15 protein-coding genes are annotated in these 16,590 nt (G+C 45.7%); 8 read left to right on the top strand and 7 right to left on the bottom strand.

The window, feature by feature from the left end:
- Positions 1-297: 297 nt before the first annotated feature.
- Together purD and nblS are read left to right on the top strand one after the other, a co-directional pair.
- A complete protein-coding gene (gene purD / locus AC5JL3_RS27065) occupies positions 298-1,578 on the top strand; it encodes a phosphoribosylamine--glycine ligase (protein WP_496077418.1) in 1,281 nt (426 codons plus the stop codon).
- Between the two features lie 302 nt (positions 1,579-1,880).
- Entirely contained in the window at positions 1,881-3,869 is a 1,989-nt protein-coding gene (nblS, locus tag AC5JL3_RS27060) for a two-component system sensor histidine kinase NblS (protein ID WP_496077417.1), read from the top strand.
- Between the two features lie 2 nt (positions 3,870-3,871).
- Here nblS and AC5JL3_RS27055 read toward each other — a convergent pair whose 3' ends face one another.
- Both AC5JL3_RS27055 and AC5JL3_RS27050 read right to left on the bottom strand, forming a co-directional pair.
- Positions 3,872-4,246 (bottom strand): zinc ribbon domain-containing protein, encoded by a 375-nt coding sequence (locus AC5JL3_RS27055; RefSeq protein ID WP_192222664.1) that lies wholly within the window; start codon positions 4,244-4,246, stop codon positions 3,872-3,874.
- Positions 4,247-4,303: 57 nt separating this feature from the next.
- Complete coding sequence (locus AC5JL3_RS27050; RefSeq protein WP_496077416.1) at positions 4,304-4,612, bottom strand: TIGR03792 family protein; 309 nt, start codon at positions 4,610-4,612, stop codon at positions 4,304-4,306.
- Positions 4,613-5,049: 437 nt separating this feature from the next.
- Between AC5JL3_RS27050 and AC5JL3_RS27045 the strand changes: the two genes are divergently transcribed.
- Positions 5,050-5,373: a phasin family protein gene (locus AC5JL3_RS27045; RefSeq protein WP_192222662.1), complete on the top strand. Its 324-nt coding sequence runs from the start codon at positions 5,050-5,052 to the stop codon at positions 5,371-5,373.
- Positions 5,374-5,396: 23 nt separating this feature from the next.
- Positions 5,397-5,957, top strand: coding sequence for an FKBP-type peptidyl-prolyl cis-trans isomerase (locus AC5JL3_RS27040; protein WP_496077415.1), 561 nt, complete (start codon positions 5,397-5,399; stop codon positions 5,955-5,957).
- A 203-nt stretch (positions 5,958-6,160) separates the two neighbouring features.
- On the opposite strand, the gene dnaB is transcribed toward AC5JL3_RS27040, so the two are convergent.
- The 3 genes from dnaB to gloB all read right to left on the bottom strand — a co-directional run bounded on the left by dnaB (position 6,161) and on the right by gloB (position 9,321).
- Entirely contained in the window at positions 6,161-7,513 is a 1,353-nt protein-coding gene (gene dnaB, locus AC5JL3_RS27035) for a replicative DNA helicase (RefSeq protein WP_496077414.1), read from the bottom strand.
- 407 nt (positions 7,514-7,920) lie between these two features.
- Positions 7,921-8,379: a 50S ribosomal protein L9 gene (rplI, locus tag AC5JL3_RS27030; protein ID WP_496077413.1), complete on the bottom strand. Its 459-nt coding sequence runs from the start codon at positions 8,377-8,379 to the stop codon at positions 7,921-7,923.
- Positions 8,380-8,547: 168 nt separating this feature from the next.
- Positions 8,548-9,321: a hydroxyacylglutathione hydrolase gene (gene gloB, locus AC5JL3_RS27025; protein ID WP_496077412.1), complete on the bottom strand. Its 774-nt coding sequence runs from the start codon at positions 9,319-9,321 to the stop codon at positions 8,548-8,550.
- A gap of 131 nt (positions 9,322-9,452) precedes the next feature.
- On the opposite strand from gloB, the gene AC5JL3_RS27020 reads away from it, so the two are divergent.
- The 4 genes from AC5JL3_RS27020 to AC5JL3_RS27005 all read left to right on the top strand — a co-directional run bounded on the left by AC5JL3_RS27020 (position 9,453) and on the right by AC5JL3_RS27005 (position 15,047).
- A complete protein-coding gene (locus AC5JL3_RS27020) occupies positions 9,453-11,132 on the top strand; it encodes a glycosyltransferase family 39 protein (protein ID WP_496077411.1) in 1,680 nt (559 codons plus the stop codon).
- A 138-nt stretch (positions 11,133-11,270) separates the two neighbouring features.
- Entirely contained in the window at positions 11,271-11,477 is a 207-nt protein-coding gene (locus tag AC5JL3_RS27015; protein WP_496077410.1) for a hypothetical protein, read from the top strand.
- 240 nt (positions 11,478-11,717) lie between these two features.
- Positions 11,718-12,887: a glycosyltransferase family 4 protein gene (locus AC5JL3_RS27010; protein WP_496077409.1), complete on the top strand. Its 1,170-nt coding sequence runs from the start codon at positions 11,718-11,720 to the stop codon at positions 12,885-12,887.
- Positions 12,888-13,034: 147 nt separating this feature from the next.
- Positions 13,035-15,047: an ABC transporter ATP-binding protein gene (locus tag AC5JL3_RS27005; RefSeq protein ID WP_496077408.1), complete on the top strand. Its 2,013-nt coding sequence runs from the start codon at positions 13,035-13,037 to the stop codon at positions 15,045-15,047.
- Positions 15,048-15,138: 91 nt separating this feature from the next.
- Here the strand turns inward: AC5JL3_RS27005 and AC5JL3_RS27000 are convergent, their stop codons facing one another.
- Together AC5JL3_RS27000 and AC5JL3_RS26995 are read right to left on the bottom strand one after the other, a co-directional pair.
- Positions 15,139-15,702: a Uma2 family endonuclease gene (locus AC5JL3_RS27000; RefSeq protein ID WP_496077407.1), complete on the bottom strand. Its 564-nt coding sequence runs from the start codon at positions 15,700-15,702 to the stop codon at positions 15,139-15,141.
- Between the two features lie 85 nt (positions 15,703-15,787).
- Positions 15,788-16,528: an HAD family hydrolase gene (locus tag AC5JL3_RS26995; RefSeq protein WP_496077406.1), complete on the bottom strand. Its 741-nt coding sequence runs from the start codon at positions 16,526-16,528 to the stop codon at positions 15,788-15,790.
- Positions 16,529-16,590 lie beyond the last annotated feature (62 nt).

The following is a 16,590-nucleotide window of genomic DNA, read 5'->3' as shown; positions in this document are numbered from 1 at the left end:
TTTTTTGTTTTCCAGGCTCTGTCTCTTATTTCACACGCCTCCCGTTGTACCTCATCTCTCCAGGAAGCTACTTTTGCTGTGTTTCAGAGTGAGCAATAGCCAGCTAACTTGAGACCTTTTCTGGGTCAACTGGTAATCCCATGGCATAATGGAGGACATTTGCTCGACTCATAAAGCTTGGGACTTTTGAGTCAGGCGTTCTGCACGCTTTGAATTTGTTGATAAAACAGACGGCTGCAGACCGTAGTTGGTCGTGATTCCCCTTAAAGTTCAATTCTTCTGGAGCGCAAGGCTAAAGTGAAGATTTTGGTGGTTGGCAATGGGGGTCGTGAACACGCCCTCGCCTGGAAACTGCTGCAATCTCAACGTATTCAGCAGGTGGTATGTATTCCTGGTAACGGTGGCACAGCAACTACAAAGGGTTGCCAGAATCTTCCCTTACGTGTGGATGATTTTGAGGGAATTGCCCGGTTTGCTCTGGTTCACAATATCTCGTTGGTTGTTGTTGGACCCGAACTTCCCCTTTCGTTGGGAATCACAGACTATCTCCAACAACAAGGTCTGACGGTTTTTGGTCCAACGAAAGAAGGAGCGAGGATTGAGTCCAGTAAATACTGGGCTAAGACGTTGATGCAGTCGGCGGGCATTCCAACGCCTCAGTTTGCGGTATTTACTGAAGCTGAAGCGGCGATCGCTTATGTAAAGGCTCAAGGGGCCCCAATTGTTGTGAAAGCAGATGGCTTGGCGGCAGGCAAAGGTGTCATCGTTGCTGCCTCTGTTGAAGAGGCACAAGCGGCTGTTGAATCACTCTTCAAAAATGGGTTTAAAACTGTGGTGATTGAAGAGTGCGTAACGGGTCAAGAAGTTTCTGTTTTAGCTCTAACAGATGGCGTGAGCGTTCGCCCTTTACTTCCGGCTCAAGATCACAAGCGAATTGGTGAGGGGGATACTGGGGAAAATACGGGTGGAATGGGAGCTTATTGCCCTGCCCCAATTGTTACTCCGGCTTTGATGGAACGTATTGAGCGAGAAGTCCTTCAGCCTACAGTTGAGGCTCTACGTCAACGAGGGATTGACTATCGAGGGGTTCTTTACGCAGGATTAATGATTACCCCACAAGGTAATCCGACGGTTCTGGAGTTTAATTGTCGCTTTGGTGACCCGGAAACTCAAGCGATTCTACCTTTGTTGGAGACTCCTTTAGAAGAGCTGCTTCTTGCTTGTAGCCAGCAACGACTGGAGCAAATGCCGCCGATAACCTGGAAATCCGGGACAGCCGCTTGTGTGATTGCTGCGGCTCAAGGCTATCCCGGAGTCTATAAGAAGGGTGATGTGATTACTGGAATTGAGCAAGCCGAGGAACTAGGAGCAACGGTTTTTTGTGCAGGAACTAAGCTAAAGCAGCAACAGTTGCTTACTGATGGCGGTCGGGTGCTTGGTGTGACGGCGACAGGTGAGACGTTTGATGAGGCGATCGCTTCATCTTATGAGGCGATCGCTTGTATCCAGTTTGAAGGAATGTATTACCGTAAAGATATCGGTCATCGTGTCAGCGGTGCTGGCTCCCTACCCAGTTAGTCTACTTAGAGAAAGGATAGGCAACGGTTTCCCTTAGCGAAGATGGGTGAAGTTGAACACATAGCGCTCATAAAGTCTCAGCGTAGTGGCTCTCTAGGAGCTAGCTTTGTGCCGCTTTCCCCTTACTCGTTTGAGATTATAACGACCTTGATGCGATCAGTTCTCCTGATATAACATCAGCTTCAAGCTAAGCATATATATATAATTGGGGGACGCTTCTTTTTAAGCAGCGTTGTCTCGACTAAAGTATCTACCTTTAAGTAGGCTGTTGTAGTTTTCCTGTTGATTGTAGTGAATCACCCTTGTTCGCTTTGCTAAAAACCATCCGAGAAGTTATCGCACATTGGTGGTCAGAGTTTACTCTCCAGACCCGGCTCATGGCGGCGGCAACCCTTGTCGTCTCTTTGATCATGAGTGGTTTGACATTCTGGGCGGTGAACACAATTCAACAGGACGCTAGAATGAACGACACTCGTTTTGGTCGTGATCTAGGTTTATTGTTGGCATCCAATGTTGCACCCCTGATTGCAGAAGACAATCTGACGGAAGTCGCTCGCTTTTCCCACCGCTTCTATAGCAGCACCTCCAGTGTGCGCTACATGATTTACGCAGATGAGGCGGGTCAAATTTTCTTTGGGATTCCTTTCTCGGAATCGGAAGTGCAAAATTCTCTAACGATTCAACGTTGGATTGAGCTACCTGAAGACTACGCCAAGAACTCTGAAGTCCCGATGGTGCGACAGCACCTAACCCCGGATGGGGAAGTGACCGATGTCTTTGTGCCTCTGATGCAAGAAGGGAAGTACTTAGGGGTGTTAGCGATCGGGATCAACCCTAATCCTACGGTGGTTGCCTCCTCAAATTTGACACGAGACGTGACGATCGCGGTTTTTATCTCGATCTGGGTGATGGTGATTTTAGGGGCAGTCTTTAACGCCCTGATGATCACCAAGCCAATTCAGGAACTGCTAAGGGGTGTCAAAAATATTGCCACTGGCAACTTTAAGCAGCGGATCGACCTGCCCTTAAAAGGGGAACTGGGTGAACTGATTTTCAGCTTCAACGAGATGGCAGAGCGGTTGGAGCGTTATGAAGAGCAAAATATTGAAGAACTGACGGCTGAAAAAGCCAAACTAGAGACCCTCGTTTCTACTATTGCTGATGGCGCTGTCTTAATTGATACCAATTTCGATGTTGTTTTGGTCAATCCAACAGCACGTCGGATTTTCAGTTGGGAAGGGACAGACGTTGTGGGTGAAAATGTCTTGCATCACCTGCCTAGCGCCGTAACAATGGAACTAACGCGATCGCTTTATCAAATTGCGGCTGGGCAAACTTCCGCAGAACGAGAACGCGAAGGCGAAGAGTTCCGAATCACGCTTAATGAACCAACGCCTCGTACCGTCCGCATCCTTTTAACCAGTGTCCTCGACCAATACCGAGAGAGTGTCAAGGGCATTGCGATGACCGTACAGGATATTACCCGCGAGGTAGAACTAAACGAGGCAAAAAGCCAGTTCATCAGCAATGTCTCCCATGAACTGAGAACGCCTCTGTTTAACATCAAATCATTTATCGAAACCCTCCACGAGTATGGCGAAGACCTCAGCGAAACAGAGCGTCGGGAGTTCCTTGAAACCGCCAATCGCGAGACAGATAGGCTTACTCGTCTGGTCAATGATGTTTTAGATTTATCACGCCTTGAATCGTGTCGGCTTTATCATTTTGAACCCGTAGATATCGTTCAGCCTGTAGAGCAGACGCTACGCACCTATCAGCTAAATGCGCGTGATAAAGGCATTGAACTCGCTCAAGATATTGCCCCAGATTTACCACCTGTTCTAGGTCACTACGATTTGTTGCTTCAAGTTTTTGCGAACTTGGTAGGCAACTCTCTAAAATTTACGGAACCAGGCGGACGAGTGATGATTCGTGCCTATCTGCTGGAATCAGACCCTCATCACCACGAAACAGCTCAAGTGCGGGTAGAAATTTCAGATACGGGAATTGGTATTGATGCCGAAGACCAAGAGGCGATTTTTGACCGATTTTTCCGTGTAGAAAACCGAGTTCATACCCTTGAAGGAACGGGTTTGGGTCTTTCAATCGTCAGAAACATCATTCAGAAACATCATAGCCGGGTACACTTAGTCAGCGAAGTTGGTGTTGGTACAACCTTCTGGTTTGATTTAGACGTATTTAAGGAAAAAAAAACTCCGGTTAATCAGCCTCTTAAAAGAGACAGCTCACCTTCCACAGAAGCCACTTCAGCCACTGTTAGTGTGCCCTAAGCCTATCGAGATGCGGCAAGTAGTGTAAGTAGAAAACTCGCGGTTAGTAATCCCAACAAACCCAACCAAGCCGGATTTCGCTGGCACCAGAACTTGAGCGATTGCAGTGGATTCTGACGAGGAGTATAACGTTGGTTAGCGACTACCTTAGGTTGGGTAATGTCATCGTAGAGAGTACACTCCTTGGCGTAGGGACGTTGGGGAAAGGTACAGGTATCGTCTGCCTGATAGCTGCAAGTTTCGCACAACGGCTGATCACTTGTTGCCCGATGCAAGGTAATGCCGGGATGACCATAGGCTTTGAGAACCGTTCCGCAATGGGAACAAGTAACTGCTTTGCTATTGAGAGATTGATGACAGCGAGGACAATTTAGCATCGGTAGGTAAGTAGCGCGTTCAGTTAAACATCCCACTCCTGTGGCGGGTGCATAGTGTTAACCCTGGGGAAATTTTCGGACTTGGTACTCAGCCGCCTCAATAATCTGATGTTGAGAGCCAAATTCCTCGTTGAACTGTTGGTCAGTTTGTGCCAACTGCTCTGCTGGAACGGCTTTCCACGCTTCAAGACTTGCCCAACGGATGATTAGGATAACCTCATTCTGGGTTTCTGGATTAATCCAGACCTCTTTGCCTAAAAATCCAGGATGCTGGGCAAGCATGGATGTCCAGATTTCAGCATCTTTTTGAATATATCTTTCTCGAAGTTCCGGAGAAACGCTCACCCTGAGCCATTCAATAACCATAGTAGGTAATAATTTGCTTTTGTTGTTTGAGACTTATAGTGTCAACGAAGATAGAGACAGGACTTACAGTTTGAACCAAGAAAGGCAGAAGGTAGAAGGAATTTATCCCGATGCCGATAGCCCAAGCCCGGAAAGCGACTGAAGGGAGCAAGGGTCACAATTCCCTTCTGAACAGAACTGAACCTTCTGCCTCTGCCTTCGGTTGAAGGTTTGAACGCTATTGATAGCAGTAGGGTGGGCAATCCCTACCTTATCTGTAGAGACCTTAGCTTTAGTCCTAAGAGATCTATTGTGTCATGATCTATCTAAGCGCAGGGAAAGCAGCAGGTACCCGTGGAGATATCACAGAATAGAACTGTAGGCAAGGATGTTTCGCCCCCTTGGGAAACAGTCTACATTCAGCTACCCAATTAAGTGCCGAGTAATAGGAAAAGAGTATGGATAATAACAATTGGCTCAAGCAGTTATTGATGGTTGGTATTGGCACGACTTCAATGGCTGCAGAGAAAATGCGTGAGGTTAGTGATGAATGGGTGAGGGAAGGTAAGATTAATCCTGAGCAAGCGAAGGGATTTGTCGATGATATGATGCAACAGCTCAAGTCAGACCAAGGTAATCTTGAGGTGCAGATGGAACGACAGATGCGTAATATGTTGCAAGATTTAGGTGTCCCTCGCCAAGCGGAAGTCGATGAATTGCGTGGTCGCATTGACCGTCTAGAACGTCAGGTGCGAGATTTAGAAAATAAACTCTGGCGTTGAAGAAACAATTTGGAGGAGAAATTTTGAGGGAAATTTTAATCAGTTTAGGGGTTGTCTTAGCGTGTGGCGTGCTACTGCTTGTAGGGCAATTTACTACCGGGAAAGCCAGCGCAAGTGCTGATGAACTGACCACAACTCAAGCCGCCGTGGTTGCACTCGATACAAGTGCTAACCCAGATGTTAATAATACAAGACTTATTGCGATGGATTCTGGTTCAGACAGCGAACAGACTACAGATAGCGCCACTATGACGACGCCTTCTGGTCTGAAGTACGTTGACCTTAAGGAGGGAGACGGAGCAACACCCCAAACGGGACAAACTGTCACCGTTCACTACACGGGTACCCTGGAGAATGGTACCAAGTTTGATAGTTCACGCGATCGCAATCGCCCGTTTTCGTTCAAACTCGGCGTTGGACAGGTCATTAAAGGCTGGGATGAAGGCGTTGGTTCGATGAAAGTTGGCGGACGTCGTCAGTTAATTATTCCCGCCGAATTAGGCTATGGTTCCCGTGGCGCCGGTGGTGTAATTCCTCCAAACGCTACGCTGATTTTTGATGTTGAACTGTTAAGAATTAGCTAAGCTGCCCTTGAGCATCTCGCGTTGCCTATTTAACTAATCGGTTTTAGGGAAAAGGGGAAGGTGGAGTCCCCTCTTGGGATAAGGGGCAGGGTGAAAGGTAAAAGGGAACAACCTTTACCCTTTACCCTTTCTCCTCAAACAACAATGTACTAGTAATAAAACCTTCTGCCTTCTGCCCTTTGCATAAGAGCCTTTGCGTTAAATCATGCCCGATTGGGAGAGGCTAAGTTGAGAAACTTCGTCAATTCAGGTCTGAATAACAGCTTGACAGTCCCAGTGGGACCATTTCGGTGTTTGGCAATGATTGCTTCTGCGATATCTCGATCAGGTGAATCGGGATTGTAGTAAGAATCGCGGTAGAGCATGATAACTAAATCCGCATCCTGCTCAATTGAACCGCTTTCACGTAAATCGGACATCATTGGTCGTTTGTTGTTACGAGCTTCGACCCCCCGACTTAGCTGAGATAGGGCGATGATTGGGACATTTAGTTCGCGGGCTAGCCCTTTGAGACTTCGCGTAATCCGGGACAGTTCCTGTACACGGTTATCGCTATTCCCTTCCATCAACTGTAAATAGTCGATTAAAACTAATCCCAATTGACCCCCTTGTTCTGCCTGAAGACGCCGCACATGCGATCGCATCTGCATCACCGTTTGGTTTGGGGTATCGTCAATAAAGATGGGTAGTTGAGTAAGGGTACTAATCGCATTGCTCAACGGTGCCCACTCATTTTGGCTGATTCGTCCAGCCCGTAACCGATTACTTTCAATTCCCACCTCACTTGAGAGCAATCGCTGCACTAACTGTTCTTTAGACATCTCCAGGCTAAAAATTGCCACCGATAACTTTTGATTCTCAGCAATATTGTGGGCAATATTCAATCCTAGGGTTGTTTTTCCCATCGATGGTCTGGCAGCCAATATAATCAGGTCAGAACGCTGAAACCCCTCAGTCATAGTGTCCAAGTCATAGAACCCACAAGGAATACCAGGCAGTGCTACTCCTTCATGAAGGGTTTCGATACTGTTAAATGTCTCAATTAGGGCTTTAGAGATAGGAATTAAACCTTGCTGAGGGCGAGTCTGAGTAAGGCTAAAAATCTTTTGCTCTGACTGGTCAAGAACAGTTTCCAACTCGATTGAGGTTTCGTAACCCAACTGCACAATCTCATTACCTGCCTGGATCAGTTGACGGCGGAGGTACTTCTCGGTCACCAACGTCGCATAGCGGTCAACGTTAACCGCTGAGACAGTGCGCTCAACGAGCTGTGCTAATTTACTCTGACCACCAACTTTCTCTAATAATTCGTGGTCATACAGCCAGGTGGTAACGCTCATCAAGTCTGTTGGCTTATCCTGGCTATGGAGCGCTAGAGCGGCTTTGTAGATTTCTTTGTGGGCAGTAATGTAAAAAGCGTTAGCCGGAAGTATATCAGCCACTCGACCAATGGCTTCAGGGTCTAATAAAATCCCTCCGAGAATCGACTCCTCGGCATCAATGTTTTGAGGGGGTAGGGAGTTGCTAAATGTCGAAAATTGCAGTTCTTGAGCCATGTTCAAGGCAACGAGGGGAATGGAGAAGCTAATGAACCTTTAAATGGCATTATCAAATTATCGTTTTAGGTCAAAGGGGAAAGGGAAAAGGTTAAGGGTTGATTTTTTCACACTTACCCTTTCACTGTCTACTGCGTCATGCATTGAAACGCACACTAGCCTCTAACCTAGCTTAATAAATTAAGGGGTTGAGTGACGGCTTCTAGCACCTCGCTCAACCCCATTACTTGACCTGAAAAAACGGGTCAACTTGAACTAAAGGGTAGTTAGTCCGTTAGACACTGCACTAAGTAGGTAGGAACAAATAAGCGAAGGTATGTCAACAAATGTTAAGAGAATAAAATCCTCTTCCCTTCTGCCCTCTGCCCTCTGCCTTGTCTCAACGACAAATATTAATACCGACCTACTTAGTTGGAAGCTACTTGGATTTCAACTACTGCTGTGACTTCTGGATGTAGCTTAACTTCTGCCTTATAGACACCGAGTTGGCTGATATCCGGTAGAGTAATACCCCGTCGGTCTATTTCCTGACCTGTTGCCGCTTGAATGGCTTCAGCGACTTCTGGAGCGGTAACAGTACCGAAGATTGCTTCATTTTCACCCACTTGCTTGTGAATGGTGAAGCGACCCACGGTTTCTAGTGCCGTCTTCTGGGTTTCAGCTTGCTGTTTCTCTTCGAGCAAACGCTGACGCTCTTGTTCTTTACGCCGCTCAACTTGCTTGAGGATGCCAGGGGTGGCTCTAATTCCGATTTTCTTGGGAAGTAGATAATTACGAGCATAGCCAGGAGCGACTTCAACTAAGTCGCCAGTTTTTCCCAGCTTACTAACGTCTTGATTTAAAACTAATTGCACACGTTTCGCCATAGTCTTTATTTCGGGTACGGACTTCTTCAGGGAGTAATAATGTTCCAGAACACTTCATAGTACGAAAATCTGGTACGCGATCGCAACCAGGCAGAACAAGGGAATGAAAAATTGGGGATTGGGAGAAGTTTTTCCCAAAGCCAATCCCTTTCTCGTCACCTCATCAACTTAAAATCGGTCTTTCATGCCTCGCAGCCGCGCAAATGTCTGTACGGGTTCTGTCGCTTTGACGGCGGACTGGAGTGCTGGTTGCTCCCATCGCAAAAATGGATTGGTACGCTTTTCAATCCCCAGTTGCGAGGGTATAGTTGCCTCTAAACGGCGACGAGCCTCTTGAACTTCAGTATATCGAGTTTGTAAATCTAGATTTTCCTGATCTACAGTAAGGGCAAATTGAAGATTTTTCAGCGTGTATTCATGAGCGCACCAGACTCGCGTGTTGTCCGGCAAAGCCCGCAGCTTGATCAAGGAATCCACCATCTGCGCTGGTGTACCTTCAAACAATCTGCCACAACCGCCTGCGAATAAGGTATCACCGCAGAATAAATCACCCGTTTCACCCTCTACTCGTGGAAAGAAGTAGTAGGCAATATGTCCACTGGTGTGTCCGGGAACGAATATCACCTCGCCAATTCTATCGGTAAATTCAACCTGATCGCCTTCCTGCAAAAACACCTGTTGCCCAGGAATTCTCCCTCGATCTTGGGCGCTTCCACACACGTAGACATTCGGAAAATATTCGATCAGTTCCCGATTACCGCCGACATGATCCATATGATGATGAGTATTAAAAATCATCACCAGTTCAGCCCCAAGTTCTTCTAAACGCCGCAGCACTGGTTGCGCCTCTGCGGGGTCAACAACTGCTGCAACGTTCTGCTTAGGGTTATGGAGTAAAAAGATATAGTTGTCAGAAAGTGCTGGCAGCAGAATTACCTGCATTTTTATAGCGTCTCCTTGTAAATAAATCGTTTCTGCTCAACCAGTAACCAACGAACACTGGATACTCTAGATAGACCTGTTCAGCAGCACTTACTTTTTACCATAGCTCTACTCACGGCTAGACGTGTGAGATGTCCCACCCACACCACAAACTATCCCTACGGTTTTCTTCAATACTGTTGATCATTATTGCGATCGCAATTCCGACAAGAATACTCAATTTAGGAAGCCGGGAATTTTGGTATGACGAGGTGCTGTCACTACTCCTTTCTACAGGTCAAAAAATTGCCTATCAACCTCCTCAGGATTTGCCAGTAGTTTTAGCTGACTATACCGCCTTGCTGAGTCTGCCACCACAAAGCAGTATTCATGACATCTTGGAAACTCTAAAAAACCTCCTGAGAGGATTAGCGGGTGGCGAACCGCATCCCCCCCTCTTTTTCCTCGCTCAACATCTTTGGTTGCACCTGTTCGGGAATGGAGAAGTCGCAACACGAAGCCTCGGAGCTTTATTGAGTGTTGTGGCAATTGGCAGTGCTTATGGTTTAGGTCGTTGTTTACTGGGACAACAGGGAGGTCTATTGTTTGCTGCACTTATAGGAATTAATCCCTACTATATATTTCACTCCTTAAATGTGCGGATGTACAATTCACTCGTGCTTTGGGCAATCCTGAGCGCCTGGGCACTGCTACAGCTAATTGACACTCAAAAGTCAGAACTGAAGCGTCAACGTTTCTTCTCTGACAACACAAAACTCCTTTGGTCACTACTTCTAATTGGTTCAGTGGCGGCTGGACTGATGACGTTTTATTTCTTTGCCTATTGGCTTCTTGCTCTAGCCGCCTTGGTGCTATTTCTGGACAGACAACGGTGGTGGTTAGCTGGAGGGTGCCTCAGTGCAGGTGTCTTCCTGACAATTCCTTGGGTACTTTGGGGAACCCGACAGCAGCTACACAATGCTGACTTACAACGATTTTCGACTGCCACTGGCATCGTTGAAACTGGATTGCGACACTTTCAGGATGTCGTTGAAACTCTGGGAATTCATTTGGTGTTGGGAGACTGGATTAGTAGCCTTCCACCTGTAAGCGCTACTGTTGCTGGTGGGGTATCAGTGCTGGTGCTTTTCGCTTGTAGTATCAGCCTCTGGCATCAAAATCAGCGTCGAATTGTGTGTATAGCTTTGCTTTTAGGGATTTTTCCACTCTTGCTGGGGTTAGTCGTAGATATCATCAGCGGCAAGTTCACAATCAGTTTTGGCTGGGGACGGTCGATGATTTTTATTTTGCCGGGATGCTTGTTATTGCTGACTATGTGGATAGAACGAGCAACTGGGCAATGGCAACGACTGACAGCAGCCCTTTTGCTGCTGTTATATTTGAGTACCAGCATCGCTGACTTAGGAACTCGGCACCGCCGGATATTCCACCAAGTAGCTGACATCATTGCTCAGGATTCTACGACACCAACTTTAGTGATGATGAACTCTACGGCTTGGGGTCATGTCCTGCGTCTGGCTTACTATATTCCACCAACGTTACCAGTCATGTTATTGGCTCAGAAGTCTGCTCAGCTAGCACCTGCTTTAGAAAAGTCTCTTTCATCTGAACCAACTCAGTATCAACGTATTCTCTGGCTAGATAGCGCTGACCCTGTCTGGTCGCCTCCCAGTACAGACGGGGAAAGAAGGCAAGTCCGGCAGGTTTTAGACAGGCAGTTCCAGTTGGAAAAGACACAGCAACTAGTGGGAACGATGAAGTTAGATCAGTTTGTCGCCCATCTTTATCAGCGTTCTGCGCCTAGAGCTTAGGAGTCGCGATTGAGAAGGGGAAATGGTCAGGGAGAAAGGGAAAAGGTTGATGTAGCACTCGTGCCAAGCCAGTTATTTTAGTAGACAATAAAAGACAACAGCCAGAAAACCAAAACGTTATTATGTGACCAGCCACTAATGGCAGGAGATATTCAGGGTCAATTTCCTCAAACGCTCAAGCAAATCGTAGACAGAATTCTTAATTCTGGTCAATTAAGCCGTATAGAGCATCTACAGTTAGTTACCACCATCCTTTCTGACTACAGGGTGACTGATGAAGAACGCCATCAAATCAATCGTGTCTTTGACGATATCCAAACAGGTCGTATAAAGATTCTTGATTAGATTAAGTAAAACTGACTAATACAAGTTTTGTTTTAGAGCTTTTTGTGAAGTCAATCCTAAGTTCGGAAGGTGTTATTCTGGATCGATCCTCTCTACCCCTCCTGGAGGAAGGAGAGGAAGTTTTTTTGGGAATAAGCTCTTAGGCTTGCGAACACAGTAGCTTTCTAGCAGGAATCATCTTTGAAAAAATTATTTATCTGGATGCTGACATCTACCTAATTTCTGAAATAGCCGAGATTAATGAAAGACAGATTAAAGGTGTCGCTACTCGTATGGAATTTATCAGCAAATGATGGAATAATCCGGGCTTCTTTACTCAGTGAGGCTTTGAGGAAACTTAACTATGAAGTTGAAGTGCTTGGCTTTCTATTTGACCAACCCCTATACACAGCCGTTCCTTCAGACTTACCTATTTATTCGGTAACAGGTGGCAAGTATCCGGAATTTTTTAAACCAGTTGCTCAACTTCTAAATAAAATTGATGGAGATTTTATCTACGCGATTAAACCTCAACCAGCTAGCTTCGGCTTAGCCTTACTGAAAAAATTGTTTAGCCGTCTACCAGTCATCTTAGATATTGATGATTGGGAATTGAGCTGGTATGGCGGAGATGACTGGCAGTATTATCCCACACCCAAGCAATTAGCAAGAGACTTGCTAAAAAAAGAAGGAGCGTTGAGGCGACCTGATCATCCACTGTACCTGCAATGGATGGAAAAGTTAATTAGCAAAGCTGATGCTGTAACAGTACATACTAGTTTTCTTCAGAAGCGTTTTGGGGGAATTATTGTTCCGAATGGTAAAAATATCTCTTTATTTGACCCAGAACGCTATGACGCTGAAATTAGTAGAACTCGCTTCAACCTCTCAGGATACCGAATTTTAATGTTTCCTGGAGCGCCACGCCCTTATAAAGGTCTAGAAGATGTTTTGATAGCGCTAGATTACTTGAATGAGCCTGATTTGAGACTAGTGATTGTTGGTGGCAGTCCTTATGATGACTATGATCAGCAATTAATTCAACGTTGGGGACATTGGATAATCCAGTTACCTCGGTGTTCAGTGCAGATGATGCCTGAGATTGTATCTTCTGCTCACATTATTGTCGTTCCCCAGCGAGATTCTCCTGAAACTAGAGCGCAGTTTCCTCTCAAATTGACTGATGGGATGGCGATGGCAAAGCCAATTTTATCTACTCGTGTTGGTGACATCCCAGAAATTTTAGGGGATACAGGTTATCTCGTTGATCCAAGTTCTCCCGAACAACTTGCCCAAAAAATTCAATGGATATTTCAAAACCTAGATGCTGCAAATGCTCAAGGAGTTCAAGCGAGGAAGCGATGTATCGAACACTATAGTATTGATACAATGGCGGCAATTCTTTCGGATGTTCTTGTAGAGCTTAACTAAATATAGTAGAAAGCTGTCAGATATCAGCTTTTTTGTTTTTCTTGCTCTCTCTAGGTTTCAAGCCCCTAATCTCTACCTCATCCAACTGAAACCCGCTATAAGTTTATCTGAAAGCTTTGTATTGTATTTCACACCAGGCACTACCATATGTCCCCTAATCAGCTACTTCTGAGTTATGCACTACGCTATCCTAGCTGGATTGTTTTTACTATAATTCTTGGCTTTTCTAGCGCTCTTTTTAATGGTGTTGGAATAACGCTAATTGTGCCTTTAGTCTTAGGATTTCTAGGTCAAGATAACATTAATCTAGAAGGAGGACCGCCAATCATTCAAAAAGCGTTATCTCTTTTTAACGGTGATCGAGGTGGCAATCACCTCGCCTTAATGATGTTGGCTGTCATTCTAGCTATCGTCCTCAAGAATATTGCTAATTATGTTAACCTCCTGACCTCTAGTCTTCTTTCAAGGAAACTTGTTAATGATATTAGGAAAGCAGGAATTCAGTTATTACTGGAAGTTGACTTAGATTATTATGCAAAAATAAAAGTTGGAGAAATTATCAATAGAATCGGAGGAGAAGTCGGTCGGGCTGCGGGGGCAATTAGAATTGCTATCCAAGTTTTTACAACCTCAGTTACAATCTTGGTATTTATTGGCATTTTAATATCAATATCGTGGAAATTAACTATTGCTTCTACAGCTTTATTATTATTAGTAACTTTGCTCAATCAGTATTTTGTGAGACGTGCTAAAGGATTTGGGAAGGTACTCTCGGAAAAGTCAGGTGCTTACTCCACAGCTTTACTAGAAATACTGACAGGTATACGTCTCATCAAAGCGGTTGGGAATGAAAAGGTTGAATATCAACGCATCGAAAGACTGATTGACGAACGAGAACGAGCAGATTATCAGTCACAAGCTAATTTTGCCGCTATTGGACCGATTAATGAAGTGGCAGGGATTTTGGCAATCTTAGCAATTGTCTATTTGGGAAAAACGTTGTTTTTGCAGGAGATAGAATCTCTCTCGACTGTTTTACTGATTTATCTAGCTGTACTTTTTCGGTTACTGCCAGTTGTGAGTCAGTTGAATACACAAAGAAGTGGATTTGCTAACTCGGCTCCTAGTACAGCAATTGTTGCAGATTTCTTGCAGCGAAATGATAAGCCGTTTATGGCTAATGGTCAGAGCTTATATACAAAAATAGAGCAAGGAATTCGTCTAGAAGATGTATCGTTTGCCTATCCTGGACATGAAAATTTGGTACTTAATGAGGTTAATTTATGGGTACCAAAAGGGACAACTCTTGCTTTAGTAGGAGCTTCTGGTGCGGGAAAGTCAACGCTAGCAGATTTGATGCCAAGATTTTATGACCCGATTAAGGGTCGTATTACCTTGGATGGAAAAGATTTAAGGGAGTATGATATTCGATCGCTTCGGCAAGCGATGGGGATTGTCAGCCAAGATACCTTCTTATTTAATACCTCAGTTCGTAACAATATTGCTTATGGACGAGAGGATGTTACAGAGGATGAAATCGTTGAGGCGGCAAAACGTGCTAATGCGTATGAGTTTATTGTTCAGTTACCACAAGGGTTTGATACAGAAATTGGAGATCGCGGCGTGATGCTATCAGGGGGACAACGGCAACGAATGGCGATCGCACGCGCCCTCTTGCGTAACCCTGACATTTTAATCTTGGATGAGGCAACAAGTGCCTTAGATACCGTTTCCGAACGCTTGGTGCAACAGGCAATTGATGAACTCTGTCGCGATCGCACTACAATTGTGATTGCTCACCGACTCTCGACAATCCAGAAAGCCAATCAAATCGCTGTCATGGATAAAGGACGAGTGGTAGAACTTGGCACGCATGAGGAACTCCTCAAAAAAGGCGGTTACTACACTCGTTTGTATTGGATGCAATTTGATCGAAACGCCGATGGTGTGACGAACGCGGCTGTTAATGATGTTTTAGTCCAAACCTCTTATGAGATTCGGACTCGTCTTAACCCGATGATTGGCTTCTTAGGATTAGTCGTAGATGACTTAGTAGAGAGTAGCGAAGAACGGCAGGAATTAACCGAGGAAGCGTATCAATCAGCCATTCGTCTGCTCAAGAATTTAGAGGTTTTGGAAGAAAACATAAAGTCTGCTTAAGGTGTAGTTGAGTGGGGGCGTTAGTCGGTTGGGTTGAGTAATTTGGTAGAGTGCCTTAGGTTTGTCGTGACGCACCATTACCGAATTGGATTTACTCCAATAGCCAACCAAACAATTCCCCTACACTCAGCCGTACCTCACTGGCAAACGATGGCACAGGAAGTTGCTGTTCTGGTTCATCAAACACTTCTGGCTGTTGGTTTGCGCGATAAACAAACACCGTTTGTTCCTCCGGATCAATTAGCCAACCCATTTGAGTCTCGTATTTCAGGCAGTGCAGAATATTTTTCGTGACTTTCGTTTGGCTTTGGTCAGGTGACAAGATTTCAATTGTCCAATCAGGGGCTAATCGAAAAATGTTAGCAATTGCCCCATTCTCATCACGGGGAATTCGCTGCCAAACAAACACAGACACACCAGGCACCGTTGAGCGTCCGCCAAAAGTACACCGCAGTTCTGGAAAAGCGCGTGCAATGTGCTGAGGCTTCATGACACCATTGATAGCTGTAACCAGTTCACCCTGAATCGTGCTGTGCTTTCCCTGTGGCATTGGCTTCTGAATAATTTGTCCATTAATGTACTCGCTGGCAGGTTTCGTTTCTGGTAGCCTCAGAAATTCTTCTAATGTGATGGGTTTGGATGGTGTTTGTAGCATACTTCTCAGTTTTACTAACTTACCCTCAGTAAAGTTTCCAGCCGCTCGCTAGTAGCCTGTAGGAGGATGGCACCGAACCGTGCCGCTATTCCAGCACTAGGATTTCATCAAGTTGGGAAATCGCAACATCTGCGGCTTCTAAATGTGCGGCGGCGGGTGTTCCCCAACAAATGCCAATACAACCTGCCGCACCTGCACGTCGTGCCATTTCAATATCACCCGCAGAGTCCCCAACCATTAGGGTTGACGCGGGTTCAACACCTAGGCTTTGGCAGGCTTGGAGAAATAGGGTCGGGTCAGGCTTACTCGGACCCTCATCAACGCCTTGGCATAACTGGATGTAAGGTTCAAGCTGATGACGCTTGACAAAGGCTTGGACATTGGCGGTTCTCGCGGCTGAGAGGATTCCCAATTTCAAATCAGCGTCATAGAGAACTTTCAGCACATCCAAGCTACCCGCAAACAGGGGTGAAGTATTAGCCGTGTCTTTGAGATAGCGATCGGCTTCTTCAAAGGCACTATGCGCGATCGCAAGTGACTCTATCCAACCTCGACCTGTTTCAGCAATATAAGCCGCTGCCGCGATTTCCGTTTCACGGCGGCTACCTACTGCGATCAAACCTGTTGGGTCGAGGGTGTCACCATTGATGCCAAAAGCCATCAGCAATGGTTCTCCGATGCCAGGAATTTGAGCATCGATCAGACGCGATCGCTTGTGGCCTAGTTCTCTCAAAAAGTTCTGAGAATCTTCTAACGTGCCATCTTTATCAAAAATGATCGCCTGAATATTAGGAAACGTGACATCTCGACAGCGAATCGTTACCAAGTGCTACTCTCCTATCTCCCTGACATAGCTACAAAAAAAAGAGGGAAACTCCCTCTTTTTAC

This window comes from Symplocastrum torsivum (genome assembly GCF_059505465.1).
Note: the sequence above shows the minus strand (reverse complement) of the source record. Positions and strands in the feature narration are given on the sequence as shown.

Bases quoted from the DNA above. Each gene is read 5' to 3' on its own strand.
- AC5JL3_RS27055 (WP_192222664.1), bottom strand. From the start codon at position 4,246: ATGCTAAATTGTCCTCGCTGTCATCAATCTCTCAATAGCAAAGCAGTT.
- AC5JL3_RS27050 (WP_496077416.1), bottom strand. From the start codon at position 4,612: ATGGTTATTGAATGGCTCAGGGTGAGCGTTTCTCCGGAACTTCGAGAA.
- AC5JL3_RS27045 (WP_192222662.1), top strand. From the start codon at position 5,050: ATGGATAATAACAATTGGCTCAAGCAGTTATTGATGGTTGGTATTGGC.
- dnaB (WP_496077414.1), bottom strand. From the start codon at position 7,513: ATGGCTCAAGAACTGCAATTTTCGACATTTAGCAACTCCCTACCCCCT.
- rplI (WP_496077413.1), bottom strand. From the start codon at position 8,379: ATGGCGAAACGTGTGCAATTAGTTTTAAATCAAGACGTTAGTAAGCTG.
- gloB (WP_496077412.1), bottom strand. From the start codon at position 9,321: ATGCAGGTAATTCTGCTGCCAGCACTTTCTGACAACTATATCTTTTTA.
- AC5JL3_RS27020 (WP_496077411.1), top strand. From the start codon at position 9,453: ATGTCCCACCCACACCACAAACTATCCCTACGGTTTTCTTCAATACTG.
- AC5JL3_RS27015 (WP_496077410.1), top strand. From the start codon at position 11,271: ATGGCAGGAGATATTCAGGGTCAATTTCCTCAAACGCTCAAGCAAATC.
- AC5JL3_RS27010 (WP_496077409.1), top strand. From the start codon at position 11,718: ATGAAAGACAGATTAAAGGTGTCGCTACTCGTATGGAATTTATCAGCA.
- AC5JL3_RS27005 (WP_496077408.1), top strand. From the start codon at position 13,035: ATGTCCCCTAATCAGCTACTTCTGAGTTATGCACTACGCTATCCTAGC.
- AC5JL3_RS27000 (WP_496077407.1), bottom strand. From the start codon at position 15,702: ATGCTACAAACACCATCCAAACCCATCACATTAGAAGAATTTCTGAGG.